Annotated in this window: 15 protein-coding genes; 12 read left to right on the top strand and 3 right to left on the bottom strand. The window is 56.3% G+C overall.

Going from position 1 to position 19519, the window contains the following annotated elements:
- The first annotated feature begins 39 nt into the window (after positions 1 to 39).
- Positions 40 to 1215 (top strand): acetyl-CoA C-acyltransferase family protein, encoded by a 1176-nt coding sequence (locus ACR0JI_RS13095; RefSeq protein ID WP_480474805.1) that lies wholly within the window; start codon positions 40 to 42, stop codon positions 1213 to 1215.
- 95 nt (positions 1216 to 1310) lie between these two features.
- Here the strand turns inward: ACR0JI_RS13095 and ubiB are convergent, their stop codons facing one another.
- Entirely contained in the window at positions 1311 to 2840 is a 1530-nt protein-coding gene (gene ubiB, locus ACR0JI_RS13090) for a 2-polyprenylphenol 6-hydroxylase (RefSeq protein WP_480474806.1), read from the bottom strand.
- A gap of 3 nt (positions 2841 to 2843) precedes the next feature.
- Entirely contained in the window at positions 2844 to 3596 is a 753-nt protein-coding gene (gene ubiE / locus ACR0JI_RS13085; RefSeq protein ID WP_480494563.1) for a bifunctional demethylmenaquinone methyltransferase/2-methoxy-6-polyprenyl-1,4-benzoquinol methylase UbiE, read from the bottom strand.
- An 86-nt stretch (positions 3597 to 3682) separates the two neighbouring features.
- On the opposite strand from ubiE, the gene mutM reads away from it, so the two are divergent.
- From mutM to recF, 6 genes are all read left to right on the top strand, one after another.
- Positions 3683 to 4534 (top strand): bifunctional DNA-formamidopyrimidine glycosylase/DNA-(apurinic or apyrimidinic site) lyase, encoded by an 852-nt coding sequence (gene mutM / locus ACR0JI_RS13080; protein WP_480474808.1) that lies wholly within the window; start codon positions 3683 to 3685, stop codon positions 4532 to 4534.
- Between the two features lie 66 nt (positions 4535 to 4600).
- Entirely contained in the window at positions 4601 to 5377 is a 777-nt protein-coding gene (locus tag ACR0JI_RS13075; protein ID WP_480494565.1) for an enoyl-CoA hydratase, read from the top strand.
- Between the two features lie 225 nt (positions 5378 to 5602).
- Positions 5603 to 5866, top strand: a complete 264-nt coding sequence (gene rpsT, locus ACR0JI_RS13070; RefSeq protein ID WP_039541017.1) for a 30S ribosomal protein S20 — start codon at positions 5603 to 5605, stop codon at positions 5864 to 5866.
- Positions 5867 to 6421: 555 nt separating this feature from the next.
- Positions 6422 to 7807 carry a chromosomal replication initiator protein DnaA gene (dnaA, locus tag ACR0JI_RS13065; RefSeq protein WP_480474810.1) on the top strand — a complete coding sequence of 462 codons (1386 nt, stop codon included), beginning with the start codon at positions 6422 to 6424 and terminating at the stop codon, positions 7805 to 7807.
- A gap of 224 nt (positions 7808 to 8031) precedes the next feature.
- Positions 8032 to 9153 (top strand): DNA polymerase III subunit beta, encoded by a 1122-nt coding sequence (dnaN, locus tag ACR0JI_RS13060; protein ID WP_480474811.1) that lies wholly within the window; start codon positions 8032 to 8034, stop codon positions 9151 to 9153.
- Positions 9154 to 9210: 57 nt separating this feature from the next.
- Entirely contained in the window at positions 9211 to 10308 is a 1098-nt protein-coding gene (recF, locus tag ACR0JI_RS13055) for a DNA replication/repair protein RecF (protein WP_480476884.1), read from the top strand.
- Here the strand turns inward: recF and ACR0JI_RS13050 are convergent.
- On the bottom strand, positions 10305 to 10871 hold the full coding sequence (locus ACR0JI_RS13050) for a carboxymuconolactone decarboxylase family protein (protein ID WP_480494567.1): 567 nt from the start codon (positions 10869 to 10871) through the stop codon (positions 10305 to 10307). The genes recF and ACR0JI_RS13050 overlap by 4 nt on opposite strands.
- Positions 10872 to 10971: 100 nt before the next feature.
- Between ACR0JI_RS13050 and ACR0JI_RS13045 the strand changes: the two genes are divergently transcribed.
- The 5 genes from ACR0JI_RS13045 (at position 10972) to ACR0JI_RS13025 (ending at position 19492) form a co-directional block, all read left to right on the top strand.
- Complete coding sequence (locus tag ACR0JI_RS13045) at positions 10972 to 11544, top strand: TetR/AcrR family transcriptional regulator (protein WP_480494569.1); 573 nt, start codon at positions 10972 to 10974, stop codon at positions 11542 to 11544.
- A gap of 114 nt (positions 11545 to 11658) precedes the next feature.
- A complete protein-coding gene (gene gyrB / locus ACR0JI_RS13040) occupies positions 11659 to 14076 on the top strand; it encodes a DNA topoisomerase (ATP-hydrolyzing) subunit B (RefSeq protein ID WP_480474814.1) in 2418 nt (805 codons plus the stop codon).
- Positions 14077 to 14262: 186 nt separating this feature from the next.
- The gene (locus ACR0JI_RS13035; protein WP_480494571.1) at positions 14263 to 14979 is read left to right on the top strand and encodes a hypothetical protein; all 717 of its coding nucleotides are present in this window, start codon (positions 14263 to 14265) and stop codon (positions 14977 to 14979) included.
- A 289-nt stretch (positions 14980 to 15268) separates the two neighbouring features.
- Positions 15269 to 15778: an adenylate/guanylate cyclase domain-containing protein gene (locus tag ACR0JI_RS13030; RefSeq protein WP_480474858.1), complete on the top strand. Its 510-nt coding sequence runs from the start codon at positions 15269 to 15271 to the stop codon at positions 15776 to 15778.
- A 921-nt stretch (positions 15779 to 16699) separates the two neighbouring features.
- The gene (locus ACR0JI_RS13025) at positions 16700 to 19492 is read left to right on the top strand and encodes a bifunctional aconitate hydratase 2/2-methylisocitrate dehydratase (protein ID WP_480494573.1); all 2793 of its coding nucleotides are present in this window, start codon (positions 16700 to 16702) and stop codon (positions 19490 to 19492) included.
- The last annotated feature ends 27 nt before the right edge of the window (positions 19493 to 19519 follow it).

Genomic DNA, 19519 nt, shown 5'->3' with positions numbered 1-19519 from the left:
GCATGTGCATACTGACGACGATTCCAAGAGGAGAAAGACATGACAGACATCGTATTGTTGGATGGTGCGCGCACCGCGATTGGAACTTTTGGTGGCGCACTTGCGTCAACCGCGCCCATTGATCTGGCGACGGTGGTCACCGAAGCGGCCTTGGAGCGGTCAGGGGTAGAAGGTGCTCAAATCGGGCATGTTGTGTTTGGTCATGTCATCAACACCGAGCCTCGGGACATGTACCTGTCGCGCGTTGCCGCGATGCAGGCCGGGATTCCGAACGGCACCCCTGCGATGAATGTAAACCGACTGTGTGGTTCAGGCGCACAGGCGATCGTGTCGGCAATGCAGTCCTTGATGCTTGGCGATGCCGATTTTGCCGTGGCAGGTGGGGCAGAAAGCATGTCGCGAAGCCCTTACATTGTTCCACAGGCACGCTGGGGCGCGAAAATGGGTGATGTCACATCACTGGACATGATGCTGGGTGCGTTGAACTGCCCCTTTGGCACAGGGCACATGGGTGTGACGGCCGAGAACGTTGCCGATGAACACCAGATCAGCCGTGAACAGATGGACGAATTCGCCCTTGCCAGCCAGACCCGCGCGGCCGCCGCAATTGAAGCCGGATATTTCGAAAGTCAGATCGTGCCCGTTCAGGTGAAGGTCAAGCGGGACATGGTGGATTTCAAAGTTGATGAGCATCCCAAAGCGACGACCGCCGAAGCGCTGGCCGGGTTGCGACCTGTGTTCAAGAAAGATGGGCGTGTAACGGCAGGCAATGCCTCGGGCATCAACGATGGCGCGGCGGCGATGGTTCTGGCAACGGCGGATGCGGCGGAAAAGGCCGGGTTGAAGCCAAAAGCACGTGTAATCGGCTATGCACATGCTGGCGTGCGCCCCGAAGTCATGGGTATTGGCCCGGTACCGGCCGTGCAAAACCTGCTCAGGAAGACGGGTCTTTCGGTGGAAGATTTCGATGTGATCGAAAGCAACGAAGCATTTGCCGCGCAGGCGCTGGCCGTCAATCAGGAGCTTGGGTTGGATGCAGCGAAAGTGAACCCGAATGGAGGCGCGATAGCACTGGGGCACCCTGTAGGCGCGACGGGCGCCATCATTACCATGAAGACACTTTACGAGTTGGAGCGTACAGGCGGATCAAAAGGGTTGATCACCATGTGTATTGGCGGCGGTCAGGGGATCGCCATTGCCATCGAGCGGCTCTGATCCGGGTTTGGGCAAGGGGGGCTGTCTGCCCCCCATCGCGCAAGGCGCGATTCCCCCCGAGGATATTTTCAGCCAGATGAAGCTGCGGATCACAATCAGCCGAGTGTCGTGATCAACAGAACTATGGCTGCGCCGGCAACTGCACCGAGAGCGGCGGGCAGGATTTTTGGCAAAAGACCCGAGTTTTCCGGTTCTTCTTTGTGTGTCTGTGCAATCAACGCGTTTTCGACCAATGTCGGCAGGCGCGGACCAAAGCGTGCCAGAACCAAAGCGGTTTTGGCAAAGTCACGAAGCGCGGCGCGCGGGCCGATGGATTGTTTAATGTAATCTTCGACCACGGGGCGGGCGACTTCCCAGATATTGATGTGGTCATCCAGTGACCGGGCAACACCTTCAACCACGACCATCGTGCGCTGTAGGAGGATCAGCTCGGTACGTGTCTCCATGCCAAAACGCTCTGTCACTTCGAACAGATAGCTTAACAAACGGCCCATCGAAATATGCGAGGCATCCATACCGAAGATGGGTTCACCAACCGCACGTAGGGCGCGGGCGAATTCATCGACGTCCTGGTGTGCAGGAACGTAACCGGCTTCGAAATGCACTTCGGCCACGCGCTTGTAGTCGCGGCGGATGAAACCGAACAGGATCTCGGCATAGACCCGGCGCGTGTATTCGTCGATATGGCCCATGATACCGTAATCATAAGCGATGATGTCACCGTTGGCGGCGACCTTTAGGTTGCCCTGATGCATATCGGCGTGGAAATAGCCGTCGCGCAAGGCGTGAAGAAGGAACAGACGCAGCACACGTTCAGCCAGGTCGCGGCGATCGTGGCCTGCGGCGTCCAGTGCGTCATTTTCACCCAATGCAACACCGTCGGCCCAGCTGAGTGTCATCACGCGCCGTGCTGACAGTGACCACAAGACGGGCGGCAGCCAGAACCCTGTGTCGTCTTTTGTGTTGGCCGCGTATTCCGAGGCGGCAGCGCTTTCCAGACGCAGATCCAATTCGCCCCGAACAACGCCGTCAAAATGTTCAATGACCTCCATGGGCCTCAGACGGCGGGCACCGGGGGCGAAAAGCTGCACGATGCGAGCGGCGAAATAAAATGCATCCACATCCTTGCGAAATGCGCGCTCGATCCCCGGGCGCAGAACTTTGACGGCGACATCTTCGCCTGTGCTAACCAGTTTGGCTTTGTGGACCTGAGCGATGGATGCGGCTGCAATAGGTTCACTGAACTCAGAGAACACGTCCGCCACAGGCTGTCCAAGTTCCTTTTCAACCTCGGCCATGGCTTTTGTCCGGGAAAAAGGCGGGAGTTTGTCCTGTAGGACACGTAACTGTTCTGCCAGTTCGTTGCCGACGACATCAGGGCGGGTGGAAAGCACCTGCCCGAATTTGATATATGCCGGACCCAAAGCGGTCAGGGCGCGGGTTGCGGGTGGCATCTGCGGGTCGCCTTTGTAGCCCAGCCACTGAAACGGTTTGCCCAAAGCATGGGCGATGACGCGAAGCGGGCGCGGGGCTTCGAATGCATCCAGCACGACATTCATGGCACCGGTGCGCTCAAGCGTGGCACCCGTTCGGATCAGGCGGATGATATTATGTGGGCCACGCATGTGTCAGATTTTCCAGCCGGAATGCAGCGCGGCGATACCCATGCTGAGATTGCGGTATTTGGCGTTTTCGAAGCCAGCAGTTCGGACCATGTTCAGGAAGGTTTCCTGATCAGGAAACTTACGGATCGACTCCACCAGATACTGATAGCTGTCGTAATCATTCGCGATCAGCTTTCCCATGCGTGGAATGACATTGAAACTGTAGAGGTCATAGAGCTTTTGCAACCCGTCATTGGGAAGCTGACTGAACTCCAGCACCATCAGGCGGCCACCGGGTTTCAGCACGCGAAAGGCTTCGTTCAGGGCCTCTTGCGGGCGGGTCACGTTCCGGATGCCGAACGAGATCGTGTAGACGTCAAAGGTGTTGTCCTCGAACGGCAGGGCCATGGCATCGCCCACCACCCAGTTCAGGCTGTCGGCCATCTGGTCGGCTTCGGCGCGTTGCCGGCCTTCGACCAGCATGGGTTCTGTCAGATCAAGAACCGTGGCATGGCCATAGCCTGCACGTTTCAGAAAGCGAAAGGAAATGTCACCGGTTCCGCCCGCAACATCCAGCAAACGCTGACCGGGACGCGGAGCTAGCCAGTCCATCATCGCGTCTTTCCAGACCCGGTGGATACCCATCGACATGACATCGTTCATCACGTCATATTTCGAGGCGACCGAGTTGAACACGCCCTGCACGCGCCCGGCCTTGTCAGCCTCGCGTACGGTTTCGAACCCGAAATGAGTGGTGTTGTCGCTGTTGTTGGACATAAGCCTTGCCGTTTGTCGAATTTCGCTTCTGTTATAGGGCTCTGGAAGCGGGGCACAATGCGGCCCTTTGGAATAGGAGCCCTGTAATGCCAGAATTGCCCGAGGTCGAGACCGTAAGACGCGGCCTGAGCCTTGCGATGGAGGGAGTCGAGATCGCACGCGCCGATGTGAACCGCCCGGATCTGCGCTGGCCATTTCCCGAACGCATGGCAGAACGGCTGACCGGGCAGCGGGTGGATCGGTTAAGGCGGCGATCAAAATATATCCTGGCCGATCTCAGCAGTGGTGAGACCTTGTTGATTCATCTGGGGATGTCGGGGCGAATGACGGTGTCAGGCGATCCACTAGGTCATTTCCTGCGCGAACATCCTGCCGCTGAGAAACATGACCATGTTGTTTTTCACATGGCCAACGGGGCGCGTATCACCTTTAACGATCCTCGCCGGTTTGGAGCGATGGACCTGCTGCCCACAGCCACAGCCGAGGATCACAAGCTTCTGGCGGTTCTGGGACCAGAGCCCTTGGGCAATGATTTCCACGAGCAACACCTGATTGAGGCGTTCAAATGCAGGAATACCCCAGTCAAATCAGCCCTGCTGGATCAGGGAATCGTTGCCGGATTGGGGAATATCTATGTTTGCGAAGCGCTTTATCGCGGCAAGGTGTCGCCACGTTGCAAAGCAGGGCAAATTTCTGCGGCACGTGTCGCGTCGCTGGTTCCTATCATTCGGAAGGTGTTGCAGGACGCGATCCAAGCAGGCGGATCATCCCTGCGGGATTTCCGGCAAGCTGATGGAGAACTTGGATATTTTCAGCACAGCTTTGATGTCTACGGTCGTGAAGGAAAGCCCTGCCGGACCGAGGGTTGCAATGGTCTGATCCAGAGAATCACCCAGTCCGGTCGCTCATCCTTCTACTGTGCGCAATGCCAAAGATAGCTTGATCCAGAGAATTCGCGTGGTAAGGACTCGTAACTGAACGGAACAACCGGAAGCTTTTTTCTCATGGCTTTTGAGACGATCATCGTCGAAATCGAAGACCACGTCGCCCTAATCAAACTCGACAGACCAGATGCGTTGAATGCGCTGAACTCCCAGTTACTGGGTGAGTTGTGTACCGCGCTGGAAGAGGCGGACAGCAACGACAAGGTGCGTTGCATCGTCATCACCGGATCGGACAAGGCCTTTGCCGCAGGCGCGGACATCAGGGAAATGTCCGAGATGAGCTTTGTCGATGTCTACACAACCAACCTTTTTGCTGATGCAAACGATCGGGTTTCGGCGATTCGCAAACCGATCATCGCCGCGGTCGCGGGCTATGCTCTGGGTGGGGGATGCGAGTTGGCAATGCTTTGCGATTTCATCATTGCGGCGGACACTGCAAAATTCGGCCAGCCTGAAATCAACCTTGGCGTCATAGCCGGGTTGGGCGGCACCCAGCGTTTGACGCGCTTTGTCGGCAAGTCCAAGGCGATGGACATGAACCTGACTGGGCGGTTCATGGACGCGGACGAAGCCGAGCGCGCTGGTTTGGTCAGCCGGGTCGTACCGGCCAAGAAGCTGATCGAAGAAGCCGTCGGTGCGGCGCAAAAAATAGCCGAGAAATCGGCACTGACGGCAGCTGCGGCAAAAGAAGCGGTCAATCGTAGTTACGAGCTTCCGCTGAGTGAAGGTATGCTGTTTGAGCGTCGGGTCTTCCATTCCATGTTTGCCACCGAAGACCAGAAAGAGGGCATGGCGGCGTTTCTTGAAAAGCGGGCTGCGCAGTTTCGCGACAAGTAAAACGCAAGAGATTAATGAAAGGCGGGTGTTGCCTGCCTTTTCTTTGCCGGGTCTGTGAGATCCAAGAATCGGCTTGGCAATCCTTGAAATGTTCGGTATTGAGCGCCGCAATACATGCGCGTGCGGCCCGCTTGGCCCGACTCACACTCGTGATTTCTGATCCGGTGCGGATATATCCGTGGCGCGCAACCCTTGATAACCGTACCGAACGAAGGTCAGAGACACATGGCAAATTCGCCCCAGGCAAAGAAACGCGCCCGTCAGAACGAAAAGCGTTTCGCTGTTAACAAAGCGCGTCGTTCGCGCATCCGCACCTATCTGCGTAAAGTCGAAGAAGCGATTGCATCCGGTGACAAAGATGCGGCAACCGCAGCATTGCGCGCCGCCCAGCCCGAGCTGATGCGCGGCGTCACCAAAGGCGTGTTCCACAAGAACACTGCTGCGCGTAAAATGTCGCGCCTGTCGGCCCGGGTCAAAGCTCTGGGTTGAAGCCTGCGGGTTACCTTAGGTCAAGTCAGCAAGGCTGAACTAATGTCAAAGGCGCTGCGCATTGCGGCGCCTTTTTTCGTGTTGCCGGAATACCGCGCCTTCACGAAACCGAGAGATTCTTTCGACCAAAGACCCGAGTCAATATCAGAGTTTCGTTGCCGCGCCCCATTTCAAGTTGCTACCACTGATGTCAGCGATTCACTCGCTTGGGGGGACAGGCTGTTTACTCGATCGGACTGACGGGCATCAGATCGATCAGGAAACATTCGTCGACGACTGGCGCAAGCTGGGCTGCCGATCTGCCGCGAAGTCCGGATTATCCGGGATTCTCGGCCCTGTCTGAAAATTGAGATTGTGACGTGCAGCCCGAGTTTCGGGACGCTCATTTATTGTTGAGCGTCGAAAATCCGGGTGCACCGAACTTTCAGGGGCAATCCCGCCAAGCCGTTAGGTTTGGCGACAGGTTCCCTTTGGGCGTGTGAATACAAGACCGGGCAACCGGCTTCGTATGATAAGGCCGACAGGCCAATAAGAATGGGATGCGTGAGGCGCTGAATGACACAAGAGAAATGGGGACTACTGCGTAACAAATTGCTGAAGGCTGTCGGTCGGAATAATTACACCACATGGATCGAGCCTCTGGAATTTAAAGAGCTGCAGGATGGTGTGGCGGTTTTTTCCGTGCCAACGAACTTTATGGGGAACTACGTTAGCCAGAATTTTGCGGACCTCATCTTGTACGAGCTGAATACGGCTGGGGAAACCGTTCAGCGTCTGGACTTCCGTGTTGCTGCCAACTCGCCCGCGCGTCCCAAGCCCGCAGCCAAGGTGGTCACCGAAACTCAGCCAGAGCCGGTACCCTTAGCGGCGACGGATAGTGCGCAGAACGCTTTGGAGTCGTTGCAGGCCGCGCCGCTCGATTCACGTTTCACCTTTGACAGTTTTGTGGTGGGTAAACCCAACGAGCTGGCCCATGCTGCCGCGCGCCGTGTGTCCGAAGGCGGCCCGGTAACATTCAACCCGCTTGTTCTGTATGGTGGAGTGGGTCTGGGTAAGACCCACCTGATGCACGCAATTGCCTGGGAGCTGAAAACCAAGCATCCGCAACTGAATGTCCTGTACCTGTCAGCCGAACAGTTCATGTATCGCTTCGTGCAGGCCCTGCGGGAACGCCGGATGATGGATTTCAAACATTTGTTCCGTTCGGTGGATGTGCTGATGGTCGATGACGTGCAGTTCATTGCCGGAAAGGATTCTACTCAGGAAGAGTTTTTCCATACGTTCAATGCGCTGGTGGATCAGAACAAGCAGATCATCATCTCGGCCGACCGCGCCCCAGGCGAAATCAAGGATCTGGAAGATCGCGTAAAGTCCCGCCTTCAATGTGGTTTGGTCGTTGACCTGCATCCGACCGACTATGAATTGCGTCTGGGCATTCTTCAGAACAAGGTCCAGCAATATAGCGGTTCCTATCCCGACCTGACGATTGCAGATGGCGTCCTTGAATTTTTGGCTCATCGTATCTCGACCAATGTCCGCGTGCTGGAAGGTGCTCTGACACGTCTGTTTGCCTTTGCCTCGTTGGTTGGACGCGAGATCGACATGGAGCTGACGCAGGATTGTCTGGCAGATGTCCTGCGCGCATCCGAGCGTAAGATCACGGTTGAAGAGATTCAGCGGAAAGTATCCGAATACTACAACATCCGCATGTCCGATATCATCGGTCCCAAGCGCCTGCGATCCTACGCGCGCCCCCGTCAGGTGGCGATGTATCTGTGCAAGCAGCTGACCAGCCGGTCGCTGCCAGAGATCGGCCGCCGGTTTGGCGGGCGCGACCACACCACGGTCATGCATGGCGTTAAGCGCATTGAAGAGCTGAAACTGACCGATGGTCAGATCGCTGAAGACGTGGAGATGCTGCGCCGTTCTCTCGAAGCCTGAACCGGGCCAGTAGTGCTAAGGAACGCTCCGGACTTCTGTGCCGGGGCGTTTTTTGTGCGTAAGAATCCACGGTTGCACCAGAACTGAGGCGTGTGGGGCACGCCGCACTTGACGGTTGGTGCATTCCAACCCAGAAATCCGTAAAAAATCCTTGTGCCTCGGGGTGGAACCGCTAACGTGCCAGTCCCGCCCATGTCGGTACGCAAGTCAGAGGAATTGAGGGTATGAAGATCAGCATTGAACGCGGCACCCTTCTTAAAGCCGTTTCGCAGGCTCAGTCCGTTGTAGAACGTCGCAATACCATTCCTATACTTGCCAATGTCCTGATCGAGGCCGAAGGCGATCAGGTCCAGTTCCGTGCTACCGATCTGGATATCGAAGTGGTCGATAAGGCACCCGCACAGGTCGAAAAGGCGGGCGCGACGACCGTCGCGGCAACAACCCTGCATGAGATTGTGCGCAAACTGCCGGACGGTGCGCTGGTGACATTGACTGCTGACAGCGCCGCAGGACGGCTGACAGTTGAAGCGGGTCGGTCGAATTTTTCGCTGGCGACACTGCCAAAAGAAGATTTTCCGATGATGGCGTCCTCGGAATATCAATCGAATTTCAGCGCGTCGGCAGCATTGCTGCGCCGGTTGTTCGACAAGTCAAAATTCGCCATCTCGACCGAAGAGACCCGGTACTATCTTAACGGTGTGTACATGCATGTGGCAGATGGGTCCGAGGGTGGAAAAGTGTTGCGTTGTGTGGCCACCGATGGCCACCGGCTTGCGAGAATTGACGCAGATTTGCCGGATGGCGCGGCGGATATGCCCGGCGTGATCGTGCCTCGCAAAACAGTGGGCGAGTTGCGCAAGCTGTTGGATGACGACGAGATGGATATCGCCGTTTCGGTCAGTGAAACCAAGGTACGCTTTGCCACGCCGGATATCACGCTGACGTCGAAGGTTATTGACGGCACCTTCCCCGACTACACACGTGTTATCCCACAAGGAAATACCCGCAAGCTTGAAGTGGATGCCGCTGAATTCGCGCAGGCCGTAGATCGCGTGGCGACTGTTTCGTCGGAACGGTCGCGGGCAGTGAAGTTGCAATTGGAAGGCGACAAGCTGATCTTGTCGGTGAACGCACCTGACAGTGGCGCCGCCGAGGAAGAACTGGCTGTCGCTTACGGGGATGAGCGGTTGGAGATCGGGTTCAACGCCAAATACCTGTTGGAGATTGCGTCTCAGGTGGATCGTGAGAATGCAGTATTCCTGTTCAACTCAGCTGGTGACCCGACATTGATGCGTGAAGGCAACGATCTGAGCGCTGTATACGTCGTCATGCCGATGCGCGTCTGATCGCGCGGATGCGATGCCTCCGGCGGGAGTATTTTTGAAAAGATGAAGGGAGGGGTCATGGGATTGGCCCTGACCGAGCTTACGGTCTCGCATTTTCGATCTCACAAGCTGGCGCGGTTGTCTCTGGACGGCCGGCCGGTTGCCATTCACGGGCCGAACGGGGCCGGGAAGACCAATATTCTTGAAGCGGTGTCGCTGTTTTCGCCCGGTCGCGGGATGCGGCGGGCGAGCGCGGCCGAGATGACCCGGCGGCCCGAGGCGTTGGGTTGGAAACTGTCCGGGTTGCTGGACGCTCAGGGGCAGCGGTTTGAGATCGAAACCTGGTCCGAGGTCGGCGCGGCGCGACAGGTTCGAATTGATGGCAAGTCGGCGACCCAGATCGATCTGGGGAAACTTGCGCGGGTTGTCTGGCTGACCCCGTCCATGGACCGTCTGTGGATTGAAGGGGCTGAGGGACGCCGTCGGTTTTTGGACCGTATCGCGCTGAGTTTTGACCCGGCCCACGCTGAAACATCGCTGATTTATGAAAAAGCGATGCGCGAACGTAACCGTCTGCTGAAAGAGCAGATCAGGGATGCGCATTGGTACGCCGCGCTTGAAGGGCAGTTGGCCGAGACGGGGCACCGCATCCATACCGCGCGGTTGAGGTCGCTGGATCTTCTGCGGGCGGCGCAGGACCGGGCGGAAACAGTCTTTCCTTCTGCCGAACTGGAGTTGGTGCAAACCGAAGGCGCAATGCCCGAGACGGCGGAAGATTTGCGAGACGCGTTGAGCGAGAGCCGGTTCAGGGATCTGGCAGCGGGCCGAACCCTGGTGGGGCCGCATCGGTCCGACCTGTACGGTGTGTTCGCGGCCAAGGGCGTGCCGGCACGGGAGTGTTCCACTGGTGAGCAGAAAGCGCTCTTGGTGTCGCTGATCCTGTCCAATGCGCGGGCGCTGGCGGCGATGCTGGGCGCACCTCCGATCGTTCTGCTGGATGAGGTGGCCGCGCATCTGGATGCTGGGCGGCGCGCAGCGCTTTATGACGAGATTTGCGCGCTGGGCGCTCAGGCCTGGATGACGGGTACCGGGCCCGAACTGTTTGCGGAAATGGGCGACCGGGCCCAGACGCTGATCGTTACCGACAGCGATCAGGGCTCGGTCGTGACCGCTTAGGCCGGTTCACTGACTTTGCGTTCCCACAGAAAGCCGCGCATAACCTCGTCCACCGGGGTTTTGGCCATGTGGTTGACGTAGTTCGACATGGTTTTCTGGGCCAGACCAAGCACGACATCCAGAACCGCGCGGTGTGAATAGCCCGCGTCAAAGAACGCCTGAAGCTGGTCGTCGGTCGGGTTGCCGCGGGTTTCCATCACTTGCAGGGTGAAGGTGCGCAGTGCTTCGAGTTTGGCTGAAGGCAACGGAGTTTCGTTACGCAGGGCGTCCGATATCTCGTCCGAGATCTTCATCATCTTGGCGATCCCGGTGTGGGCGGGCACGCAGTAGTGGCATTCGTTTTCCACATTGATGGTCTGCCAGACGACGGTTTTCTCATCATTGTCGAAATCAGTTTGCAGGAACAGGCCGTGCAGAACCTGATAGCCTTCCAGATGCTGAGGGCTTTCGGCCATGACCTTATGCAGGCCGGGCAAGCGACCAAAAGCGGCCTGAGACTTTTGCAGCAGCGGTTTGGACGCTTCAGGCGCGGTTTCGAGGTCGTGAGACGGGAAATTGGCCATGTCGGAACTCCTGTTTCTGGCGCGGTGGGTCGTATTTAGGGTTTCTTGAGTGAACGCTCAAGTATATACTTGAGTGAACGTTCAAAAATTGGTGATGCTGATGCCCCGCAAACCCGCATACGATCGTGACGTGTTGATCGCGAAGGCGAAGGATATCTTCTGGCGTCAGGGCTGGGCTGGTACATCGCTGAAGGATCTGGAGCGGGAACTGAAGCTGAAGCCTGGCAGTTTTTATGCGGCGTTCGGGTCGAAAGATGCGCTCTATGCGCTGACGCTGGAGAGTTATACGCAAGAAGGTGTGGCGCGCTTAAAGGCCCTGGCAGAGAGACTGGGTCCGAAGGAGGCGCTGAAAGCGCAGCCCCGATTGGTGATCGAAGTGGTCGAGACCCCGGCAAAGGCCTGCATGTTGGCAAAGACATATGCCGAGTTGAAGGCGAAGGATCATGACCTTGCGGATCAGGCGGCGCATCACATGGCGGAAATGAAAGGCTGTTTCGCTGATCTGTTTCGCAGGGCTCAGGATGCCGGTGAAATCGGGGCGGGACATGATCCGGATCGACTGGCGGCACGGTATCAGTCGGACATTCTCGGGCTGCGATTGTCGGCCGAGCGCAAGGATGTCGACGCGTTGGAAATTGCCGCGGATATCGCTTCTGATATCGATCGTTTGTGATCCCTTTTTCGGGCGGCAAAAAACGATCCGGAACAACACAAAATATTGGGGGATGGCGTGACAATCCCTACCAGAAAACGTATAAGTTACCAAAATAATATAGGTACTGACTGAATGTCCGAAGACGCACAGGCCCCCCAAGAATACGGCGCAGATTCTATCAAGGTTCTCAAAGGCTTGGAGGCAGTTCGCAAACGCCCCGGCATGTATATCGGGGACACGGATGATGGCTCGGGTCTGCACCATATGGTGTATGAGGTTGTCGACAACGGGATTGACGAGGCTTTGGCGGGTCATGCCGACCATGTGACGGTGAAAATTCACGCCGATTCCAGTGTTTCGGTCAGCGACAATGGACGCGGTATTCCGGTGGACATCCACCCGGAAGAAGGCGTGTCGGCGGCCGAGGTCATCATGACCCAGCTGCACGCCGGTGGGAAATTCGACAGCAACTCGTACAAGGTTTCGGGCGGCCTGCACGGTGTGGGTGTTTCCGTGGTGAACGCGCTTTCGGATTGGCTGGAACTGCGCGTCTGGCGCAATGGCAAAGAGCACATCGCGCGATTTGAAGGTGGCGAAACCGTTGAGCACCTGAAGGTTGTCGGCGAATGCGGGGACCGGACAGGAACAGAGGTGCGGTTTCTGGCTTCGACCGACACATTCTCGAACCTTGAATACTCATTCGAGACATTGGAAAAACGCCTGCGCGAACTGGCTTTCCTGAATTCGGGCGTTCGGATCATCCTGATTGACGAGCGTCCGGCGGAACGGCTGGAAACCGAGCTGTTCTATGAAGGTGGGGTCAAGGAGTTCGTCAAGTACCTCGACCGGTCCAAAACCCCTGCCATGTCCGAGCCGATCTATATCAAGGGCGAGCGCGACGATATCGGTGTGGAAATCGCAATGTGGTGGAATGACAGCTATCACGAGTCTGTACTGCCCTTTACCAACAATATTCCTCAGCGCGATGGCGGTTCCCATGTGGCGGGTTTCCGTGGTGCCCTAACCCGGACGATCAACAACTACGCGCAGTCCAGCGGGATCGCGAAAAAGGAAAAGGTCAGCTTTACCGGTGATGACGCGCGCGAAGGTCTGACCTGTGTGCTGTCGGTCAAAGTGCCTGATCCGAAATTCTCGTCGCAAACCAAAGACAAGCTGGTCAGTTCCGAGGTTCGCCCAGCGGTCGAGGGTCTGATGAACGAAAAACTTGCCGAGTGGTTCGAAGAAAACCCGACCGAGGCCAAGGCGATCGTCGGCAAGATCATCGAAGCTGCACTGGCGCGCGAGGCCGCGCGCAAGGCGCGTGAACTGACCCGCCGCAAAACGGCAATGGATGTGAACTATCTGGCGGGGAAGCTGAAGGATTGTTCCGAAAAAGACCCGTCCAAAACCGAAGTCTTCCTTGTCGAGGGTGATTCAGCCGGAGGGTCGGCGCAAACGGGCCGTGACCGGCTGACACAAGCGGTTCTGCCTCTGCGCGGTAAGATCCTGAACGTGGAACGCGCGCGGTTTGACAGGATGTTGTCCTCGCAAGAGATCGGTAATCTTGTCATGGCTCTGGGCACGGGTATCGGCCGTGATGAGTTCAATATTGAAAAGTTGCGTTACCACAAGATTGTCATCATGACCGATGCGGATGTGGACGGTGCGCACATCCGGACTCTGCTGCTGACGTTCTTCTACCGGCAAATGCCTGAGCTGATCGAAGGTGGGTATCTTTATATTGCGCAGCCGCCGCTTTATAAGGTTTCTCGTGGAAAATCAGAGGTTTATCTGAAAGATCAGGCGGCTCTGGACGATTATCTGGTCAACCAGGGGATCGAGGGCGCCGTGCTGAAACTGGGTTCGGGTGAAGAGATCACCGGGCAGGACCTGGCCCGCGTGGTGGACGAAGCGCGCCAGTTGAAACGCGTTCTGGACGCCTTCCCGACGCACTACCCGCGCCACATTCTGGAACAGGCCGCCGTTGCAGGAGCCTTTGTGCCGGGTGCGGTGGACGCAGACCTGCAAGGGGTGGCTGACAAGGTTGCAGCCCGTCTGGACCTGATCGCGCTGGAGTATGAGCGTGGCTGGCAGGGCCGGATCACACAGGATCACGGAATTCGGCTGGCCCGCATTCTGCGTGGTGTCGAAGAGGTTCGCACCCTGGACGGCCCGATGTTGCGGTCGGGCGAAGCGCGCAAAACAGGCAACTTCACGCAAAGCCTGCAAGAGGTCTACAACACTTCGGCCACGTTGATCCGCCGTGATCGTAGCCAATTGATCCACGGTCCGCTGGACCTGTTGCGCGCCATTCTGGAAGAAGGGGAAAAGGGCCTGTCCTTGCAGCGCTACAAAGGTCTGGGAGAGATGAACCCCGGCCAGCTTTGGGAAACGACTTTGGACCCGGATGCACGCACGCTGCTGCAAGTGCGCGTTGACGATATGGTGGAAGCTGACGATCTGTTCACCAAGCTAATGGGTGATGTTGTCGAACCTCGTCGAGAATTTATCCAGAAAAACGCACTGAGCGTCGAGAATCTGGATTTCTGACGGTTTGTGGGTGTCGCGGAAAAGGTTCACCTCGTATTCCGAACCGCACACTGGCCTGTTCCGCGCAAATTGCTGGGTGTTCTTCCTTTCAAATGGGGAATGCTGACACGCCTTGTTGCAGCCCTGATCCCTCCGTATGTGAGACCCAGCCCAATCGTGCGCGCTATCCACTCAATAGGATATCCGTTGCCCTGGCTGTTCTGGCGTATCGTAGAACTGCTGCTCAGTACCCAGCAACGATTGCGAACGCAAATCGCACGTGGTGAGACCCTGATGCCTGAGACGCCTGTCGAATTCGACGCGTTTACGGAAGTAACTATGGTTCCACGTCCTGAGCTCATCGACTTTATCCGATCTGGTAAGATTTCTGCACATCGAACAGGTGTGAGTGCATTCTCTTCCAACGGAATCGACCTTGCGGATGGGGATTCTCTTGAGGTCGATTGCGTGGTCTTCGGCACGGGCTGGAAGACCGGCTACCCATATCTACCGAAGTCGATACTCAACTCTTTGGATGATGGGCCGGATGGGTTCTATTTATACCGGCATGTCCTGCACCCCTCGGTGCCAAACCTTGCATTCGTGGGTCGGGCGTCCTCCTTCATGAGTGTGACGACCTTCGCGCTTCAGGCCAAATGGCTTGCGGAAGTCGTTGCAGGTCGTGTGCTCCTACCGGATGCTGAGGCCATGCAAAGCGATATCGATGCGCTCAAGTCCTGGAAACAATCATGGATGCCAAAAGGGCCGGCACGTTCCGCCACACTTCTGCTTCACATGTTCCACTATCACGATGAACTCCTACTCGACATGAGTGCGGACCCACTTCGCAAACGCGGTATCCTGGCGCCGATTTCTGAACTGATTGTGCCTTATCGTGCGGCCGACTTTCGAGACGTAGCCTAAGCGATTTGTACGAGAAGCCCCTAATATCCTTGTGACACTTCTTTAAATTGGATGCGCGGGAGGGTTTTTGTTTGGAACGACACCTAGCGGCAATACTCGCAGCTGACATTGTTGGCTATAGCGCGCTTGTCAGTACTGACGAGCAGGCCACTTTGCACGCTAACAAGGGTAACTTTGGAGCGCTGGAGCCGCATATCGGATTGAATGGCGGGCGCCTGTTCAAAAAGACCGGTGACGGTTTTTTGCATAGTTTTCTTCGGTTTTGGATGCGGTGGCGTGTGCGGAAACGATGCAGCGTCAGATGGTTGAGCGGAACGCGGCACGCGGGCAAATCCCGGAGGTTCAATTTCGTATGGGAATTCACGCGGGTGATGTTTTTGATGACAACGGTGATGTTCTTGGTGACGGCGTCAACATCGCGGCCCGGCTGGAAGGTCTGGCTCCTCCCGTAGGCATTATCGTTTCAATGGGGGTATACGAAGACGTCATAGGTAAGGTGGATATTGCGTTCGCAGAAATAGGATCGCAATACCTGAAGAATATCGCGCGCACTGTGACAGCCTACTCTGTTCAGACTTCATTCGTCACCACGCGCCCAGCAGCTCAATCTCGCCCTGACAAACCTCCAGTGGCCGTATTGGCGTTTGAAAATCTGCCGTCTGACGCAGAGCAGGACTATTTCGCAGAAGGTATTACCGAAGACATTATTACCAGCTTGTCCAGAGTGCCCTGGACATTCGTAGTCGCCCGAAACTCTTCTTTTCTTACAAAGGGCTTTCTGTTGATGTGCGTCGTATAGGCCGTGAACTTGGTGTCCGCTACGTGCTGGAGGGTTCTGATTGTGGAGTTGGTAACCGGTTGGGTGTGACTGGAAAGCTGATTGGCGCGCAAACCGGATCGCATGACTGGGCGGATCGATACGATGGCAAGCGCGACGATGTTTTTGACCTCCAGGGTCAAATTTCTGAGAACGTTGTAGCTTCAATTGCACCAAGCATAAGACAGGTTAAGATCGATCTCGTTCTGCCCACAAGCGCCCGTATATGCTAGGAGCATATGATCACTTCCTGCGAGCACAGGCAGCGACCTACAGGTTCAGCTCCACTGAGGCGGACGACCATGAGAACGGCGGTGAGAAAGCCTGCCACAGTAGCGGCGGGATGACCCTGCTGCGGGCGCGAATAAGTCGTCCAGCTTTGCCCTTTCTTTTGACGGAGGGAGGGAGGATCTTCACCGTGGATTTGTATCGTAAAGTTCGTTTGCCGTGTGCTGAGGGCATGAGTCAGCGATAAGCGGCTTCGGATGGCAAATATGCCAAGGGCCACCTTTGGCTGGAAGCACCCGGAGATGTGCCACCTTTTGAAGATGCGGTCTGGTTGCGGGGGCATGATGGACAGTCCATTGGAATCTTCCCCTCTCATGATATGGTGATTTTGCGATTGGGATTGACACCGTCTCGGCTGGGTTACTCACACTTGCCACTGGCCAAGGAACTGATTTCCGCCACTGGGGGCTAGGGTACCAGTGTGCTGATACCAATTGGCCGCGACAGACAAATCACGCATGACGGACAGATATTTCGACAGATACATCCTCGATCAGGACACAGGGTCGCAGGAGAGAGTCTTGCAAGTTGTGAGCATTTAGTATACCGCGGCATACAAAATTAAGGCGCTGGTTTATTACCTGCCAGCGCACCAGCTAAATGGTCGGAACCGTCATGAGCCTATATACAGAATACCTGAACGAGATCGAGACGCGCAAAGAGCAAGGTTTGCACCCCAAACCCATTGAAGACGGTGCGCTGCTTCAGGAAATCATTGAACAAATCAAAGATGTGGACAACGTTCATCGCGCCGAGTCTTTGTCCTATTTCATCTACAACACGCTGCCGGGTACAACCAGCGCAGCTGGTGAAAAGGCGCGGTTCCTGAAAGAGATCATACTGGGTGAAGCCTCGGTCGAAGAAATCTCGCAGGCCTTCGCGTTCGAGTTGTTGTCACATATGAAAGGCGGCCCCTCGGTCGAGGTTCTGCTGGATCTGGCGCTGGGCGATGATGCGTCGATCGCAAGTCAGGCGGCAGAGGTGCTGAAAACGCAGGTGTTCCTGTATGATGCGGATACCCAGCGCCTCAAGTCTGCTTTGGAGGCCGGAAACGCGATCGCAAAGGACATTCTGGAAAGCTATGCCAAGGCCGAGTTCTTTACCCGGCTGCCTGACATCGAAGAGGAAATCAAGGTTGTGACCTATGTCGCGGCCGAAGGAGACATTTCCACCGACCTTCTGTCGCCCGGTAATCAGGCGCATTCTCGTGCGGATCGGGAACTGCATGGCAAATGCATGATCACACCGGCGGCACAGGCCGAGATTCAGGATTTGCAGAAACAACACCCGGACAAACGTGTCATGCTGGTCGCCGAAAAAGGGACCATGGGCGTCGGGTCGTCGCGCATGTCCGGCGTCAACAACGTCGCCTTGTGGACCGGAACGCAAGCCAGCCCTTATGTTCCCTTTGTGAACATCGCACCAGTTGTCGCGGGAACAAACGGAATCTCACCGATCTTTCTGACCACCGTTGGCGTGACCGGAGGTATCGGCATTGACCTGAAGAACTGGGTCAAAAAGCTGGATGACGACGGCAACCCGATCCTGAACAACGACGAAAGTCCTGTCCTTGAACAGAAATACTCGGTCGAAACCGGAACCGTTCTGACCATCAACACAAAGGACAAGAAGCTTTACAACGAAGCAGGCGATAAAGAGCTTGTCGATGTATCGTCGTCCTTCACGCCGCAAAAGGTCGAATTCATCAAGGCTGGCGGCTCTTACGCTATTGTCTTTGGCAAGAAGCTGCAGACCTTTGCGGCCGAAACCCTTGGCGTTGCGCTGGAATCTGCATTTGCTCCGTCCAAGGAAATCTCGCACGAGGGTCAGGGCCTGACAGCTGTCGAGAAGATCTTCAACAAAAACGCGGTTGGCATGGCTGACGGAAAGGTTCTGCACGCGGGCTCGGATGCTCGGGTGAAGGTCAATATCGTTGGGTCGCAAGACACCACCGGCCTGATGACCGCGCAGGAGCTGGAAGCCATGGCGGCAACCGTGATCTCGCCCATCGTTGATGGCGCATATCAGTCCGGGTGCCACACAGCGTCAGTTTGGGACGCAAAGGCGCAGGCGAACATTCCCAAACTGATGAAGTTCATGAACAACTTTGGCCTGATCACTGCGCGTGATCCCAAGGGTGTTTACCATTCGATGACAGACGTAATCCACAAGGTGCTGAACGACATCACCGTGGATGACTGGGCCATCATCATTGGCGGCGACTCGCACACCCGCATGTCCAAGGGCGTAGCGTTTGGAGCGGATTCGGGCACCGTTGCGCTGGCGCTGGCCACCGGTGAAGCCACGATGCCGATCCCTGAATCGGTGAAGGTGACCTTCAAGGGCCAGATGGCAGACCATATGGATTTCCGCGACGTGGTTCACGCCACCCAGTCGCAGATGTTGAAGACATTCGGTGACAACGTCTTCCAGGGCCGGATCATCGAAGTTCATATCGGCACCTTGCTGGCGGATCAGGCGTTCACCTTCACCGACTGGACGGCCGAGATGAAGGCCAAGGCTTCGATCTGTATTTCCGAAGATGACACGCTGATTGAATCTCTGGAAATCGCCAAAGGCCGCATCCAGATCATGATCGACAAGGGTATGGAAAACGAAGCCCAGACGCTGCAAGGTCTGATCGACAAGGCGAATGCGCGGATAGCGGAGATCAGGTCGGGTGAAAAGCCGGCCCTGAAACCCGATGAAAACGCCAAGTATTTTGCCGAGCTCGTCGTTGATCTGGATGAGATCGACGAACCGATGATAGCCGACCCGGATGTGAACAACGCTGACGTATCAAAGCGTTACACCCACGACACTATCCGCCCGGTTTCCTACTACAAGGGTGAAAAGAAGGTCGATCTGGGCTTTGTCGGGTCGTGCATGGTGCACAAGGGCGATCTGATTATCGTCTCGCAGATGCTTAAGAACCTTGAAGAGGAACAGGGCACTGTCGAATTCAAGGCCCCGCTGGTTGTCGCAGCACCGACCTACAACATCATCGATGAGCTGAAAGAAGAAGGCGAGTGGAGCATTCTTCAGAAATACTCGGGCTTTGAATTCGACGATCTGTTTCCGAAAAACAAGGCACGCACGGAATACGAAAATATCCTGTACCTTGAGCGGCCCGGCTGTAACCTTTGCATGGGGAACCAAGAAAAGGCTGCAAAAGGCGATACCGTTCTGGCGACATCCACGCGCCTTTTCCAGGGTCGTGTCGTTGAAGACTCCGATGAGAAAAAGGGTGAGTCCCTGCTTGCGTCGACACCGGTTGTCGTGCTCTCGGCTATATTGGGCCGGACCCCAACCGCCGAGGAATACAAGTCGGCAGTAAAGGGGATCGATTTGACTAAGTTCGCGCCGCCGATGGAAAAGCCCGCGACCGCGAAATCGGCTCACTTCTGAAGACGTTTTGATCCTTGTAAGCCCGGC

The organism is Ruegeria sp. N10, from assembly GCF_056531545.1.
Note: the sequence above shows the minus strand (reverse complement) of the source record. Positions and strands in the feature narration are given on the sequence as shown.

Excerpts from the sequence above, each read along its gene's own strand:
- ACR0JI_RS13095 (WP_480474805.1), top strand. The coding sequence starts at position 40 with ATGACAGACATCGTATTGTTGGATGGTGCGCGCACCGCGATTGGAACT.
- ubiB (WP_480474806.1), bottom strand. The coding sequence starts at position 2,840 with ATGCGTGGCCCACATAATATCATCCGCCTGATCCGAACGGGTGCCACG.
- dnaN (WP_480474811.1), top strand. The coding sequence starts at position 8,032 with ATGAAGATCAGCATTGAACGCGGCACCCTTCTTAAAGCCGTTTCGCAG.
- dnaA (WP_480474810.1), top strand. The coding sequence starts at position 6,422 with ATGACACAAGAGAAATGGGGACTACTGCGTAACAAATTGCTGAAGGCT.
- ACR0JI_RS13075 (WP_480494565.1), top strand. The coding sequence starts at position 4,601 with ATGGCTTTTGAGACGATCATCGTCGAAATCGAAGACCACGTCGCCCTA.
- ACR0JI_RS13025 (WP_480494573.1), top strand. The coding sequence starts at position 16,700 with ATGAGCCTATATACAGAATACCTGAACGAGATCGAGACGCGCAAAGAG.
- ubiE (WP_480494563.1), bottom strand. The coding sequence starts at position 3,596 with ATGTCCAACAACAGCGACAACACCACTCATTTCGGGTTCGAAACCGTA.
- recF (WP_480476884.1), top strand. The coding sequence starts at position 9,211 with ATGGGATTGGCCCTGACCGAGCTTACGGTCTCGCATTTTCGATCTCAC.
- rpsT (WP_039541017.1), top strand. The coding sequence starts at position 5,603 with ATGGCAAATTCGCCCCAGGCAAAGAAACGCGCCCGTCAGAACGAAAAG.
- ACR0JI_RS13050 (WP_480494567.1), bottom strand. The coding sequence starts at position 10,871 with ATGGCCAATTTCCCGTCTCACGACCTCGAAACCGCGCCTGAAGCGTCC.
- gyrB (WP_480474814.1), top strand. The coding sequence starts at position 11,659 with ATGTCCGAAGACGCACAGGCCCCCCAAGAATACGGCGCAGATTCTATC.
- ACR0JI_RS13045 (WP_480494569.1), top strand. The coding sequence starts at position 10,972 with ATGCCCCGCAAACCCGCATACGATCGTGACGTGTTGATCGCGAAGGCG.
- mutM (WP_480474808.1), top strand. The coding sequence starts at position 3,683 with ATGCCAGAATTGCCCGAGGTCGAGACCGTAAGACGCGGCCTGAGCCTT.
- ACR0JI_RS13030 (WP_480474858.1), top strand. The coding sequence starts at position 15,269 with ATGCAGCGTCAGATGGTTGAGCGGAACGCGGCACGCGGGCAAATCCCG.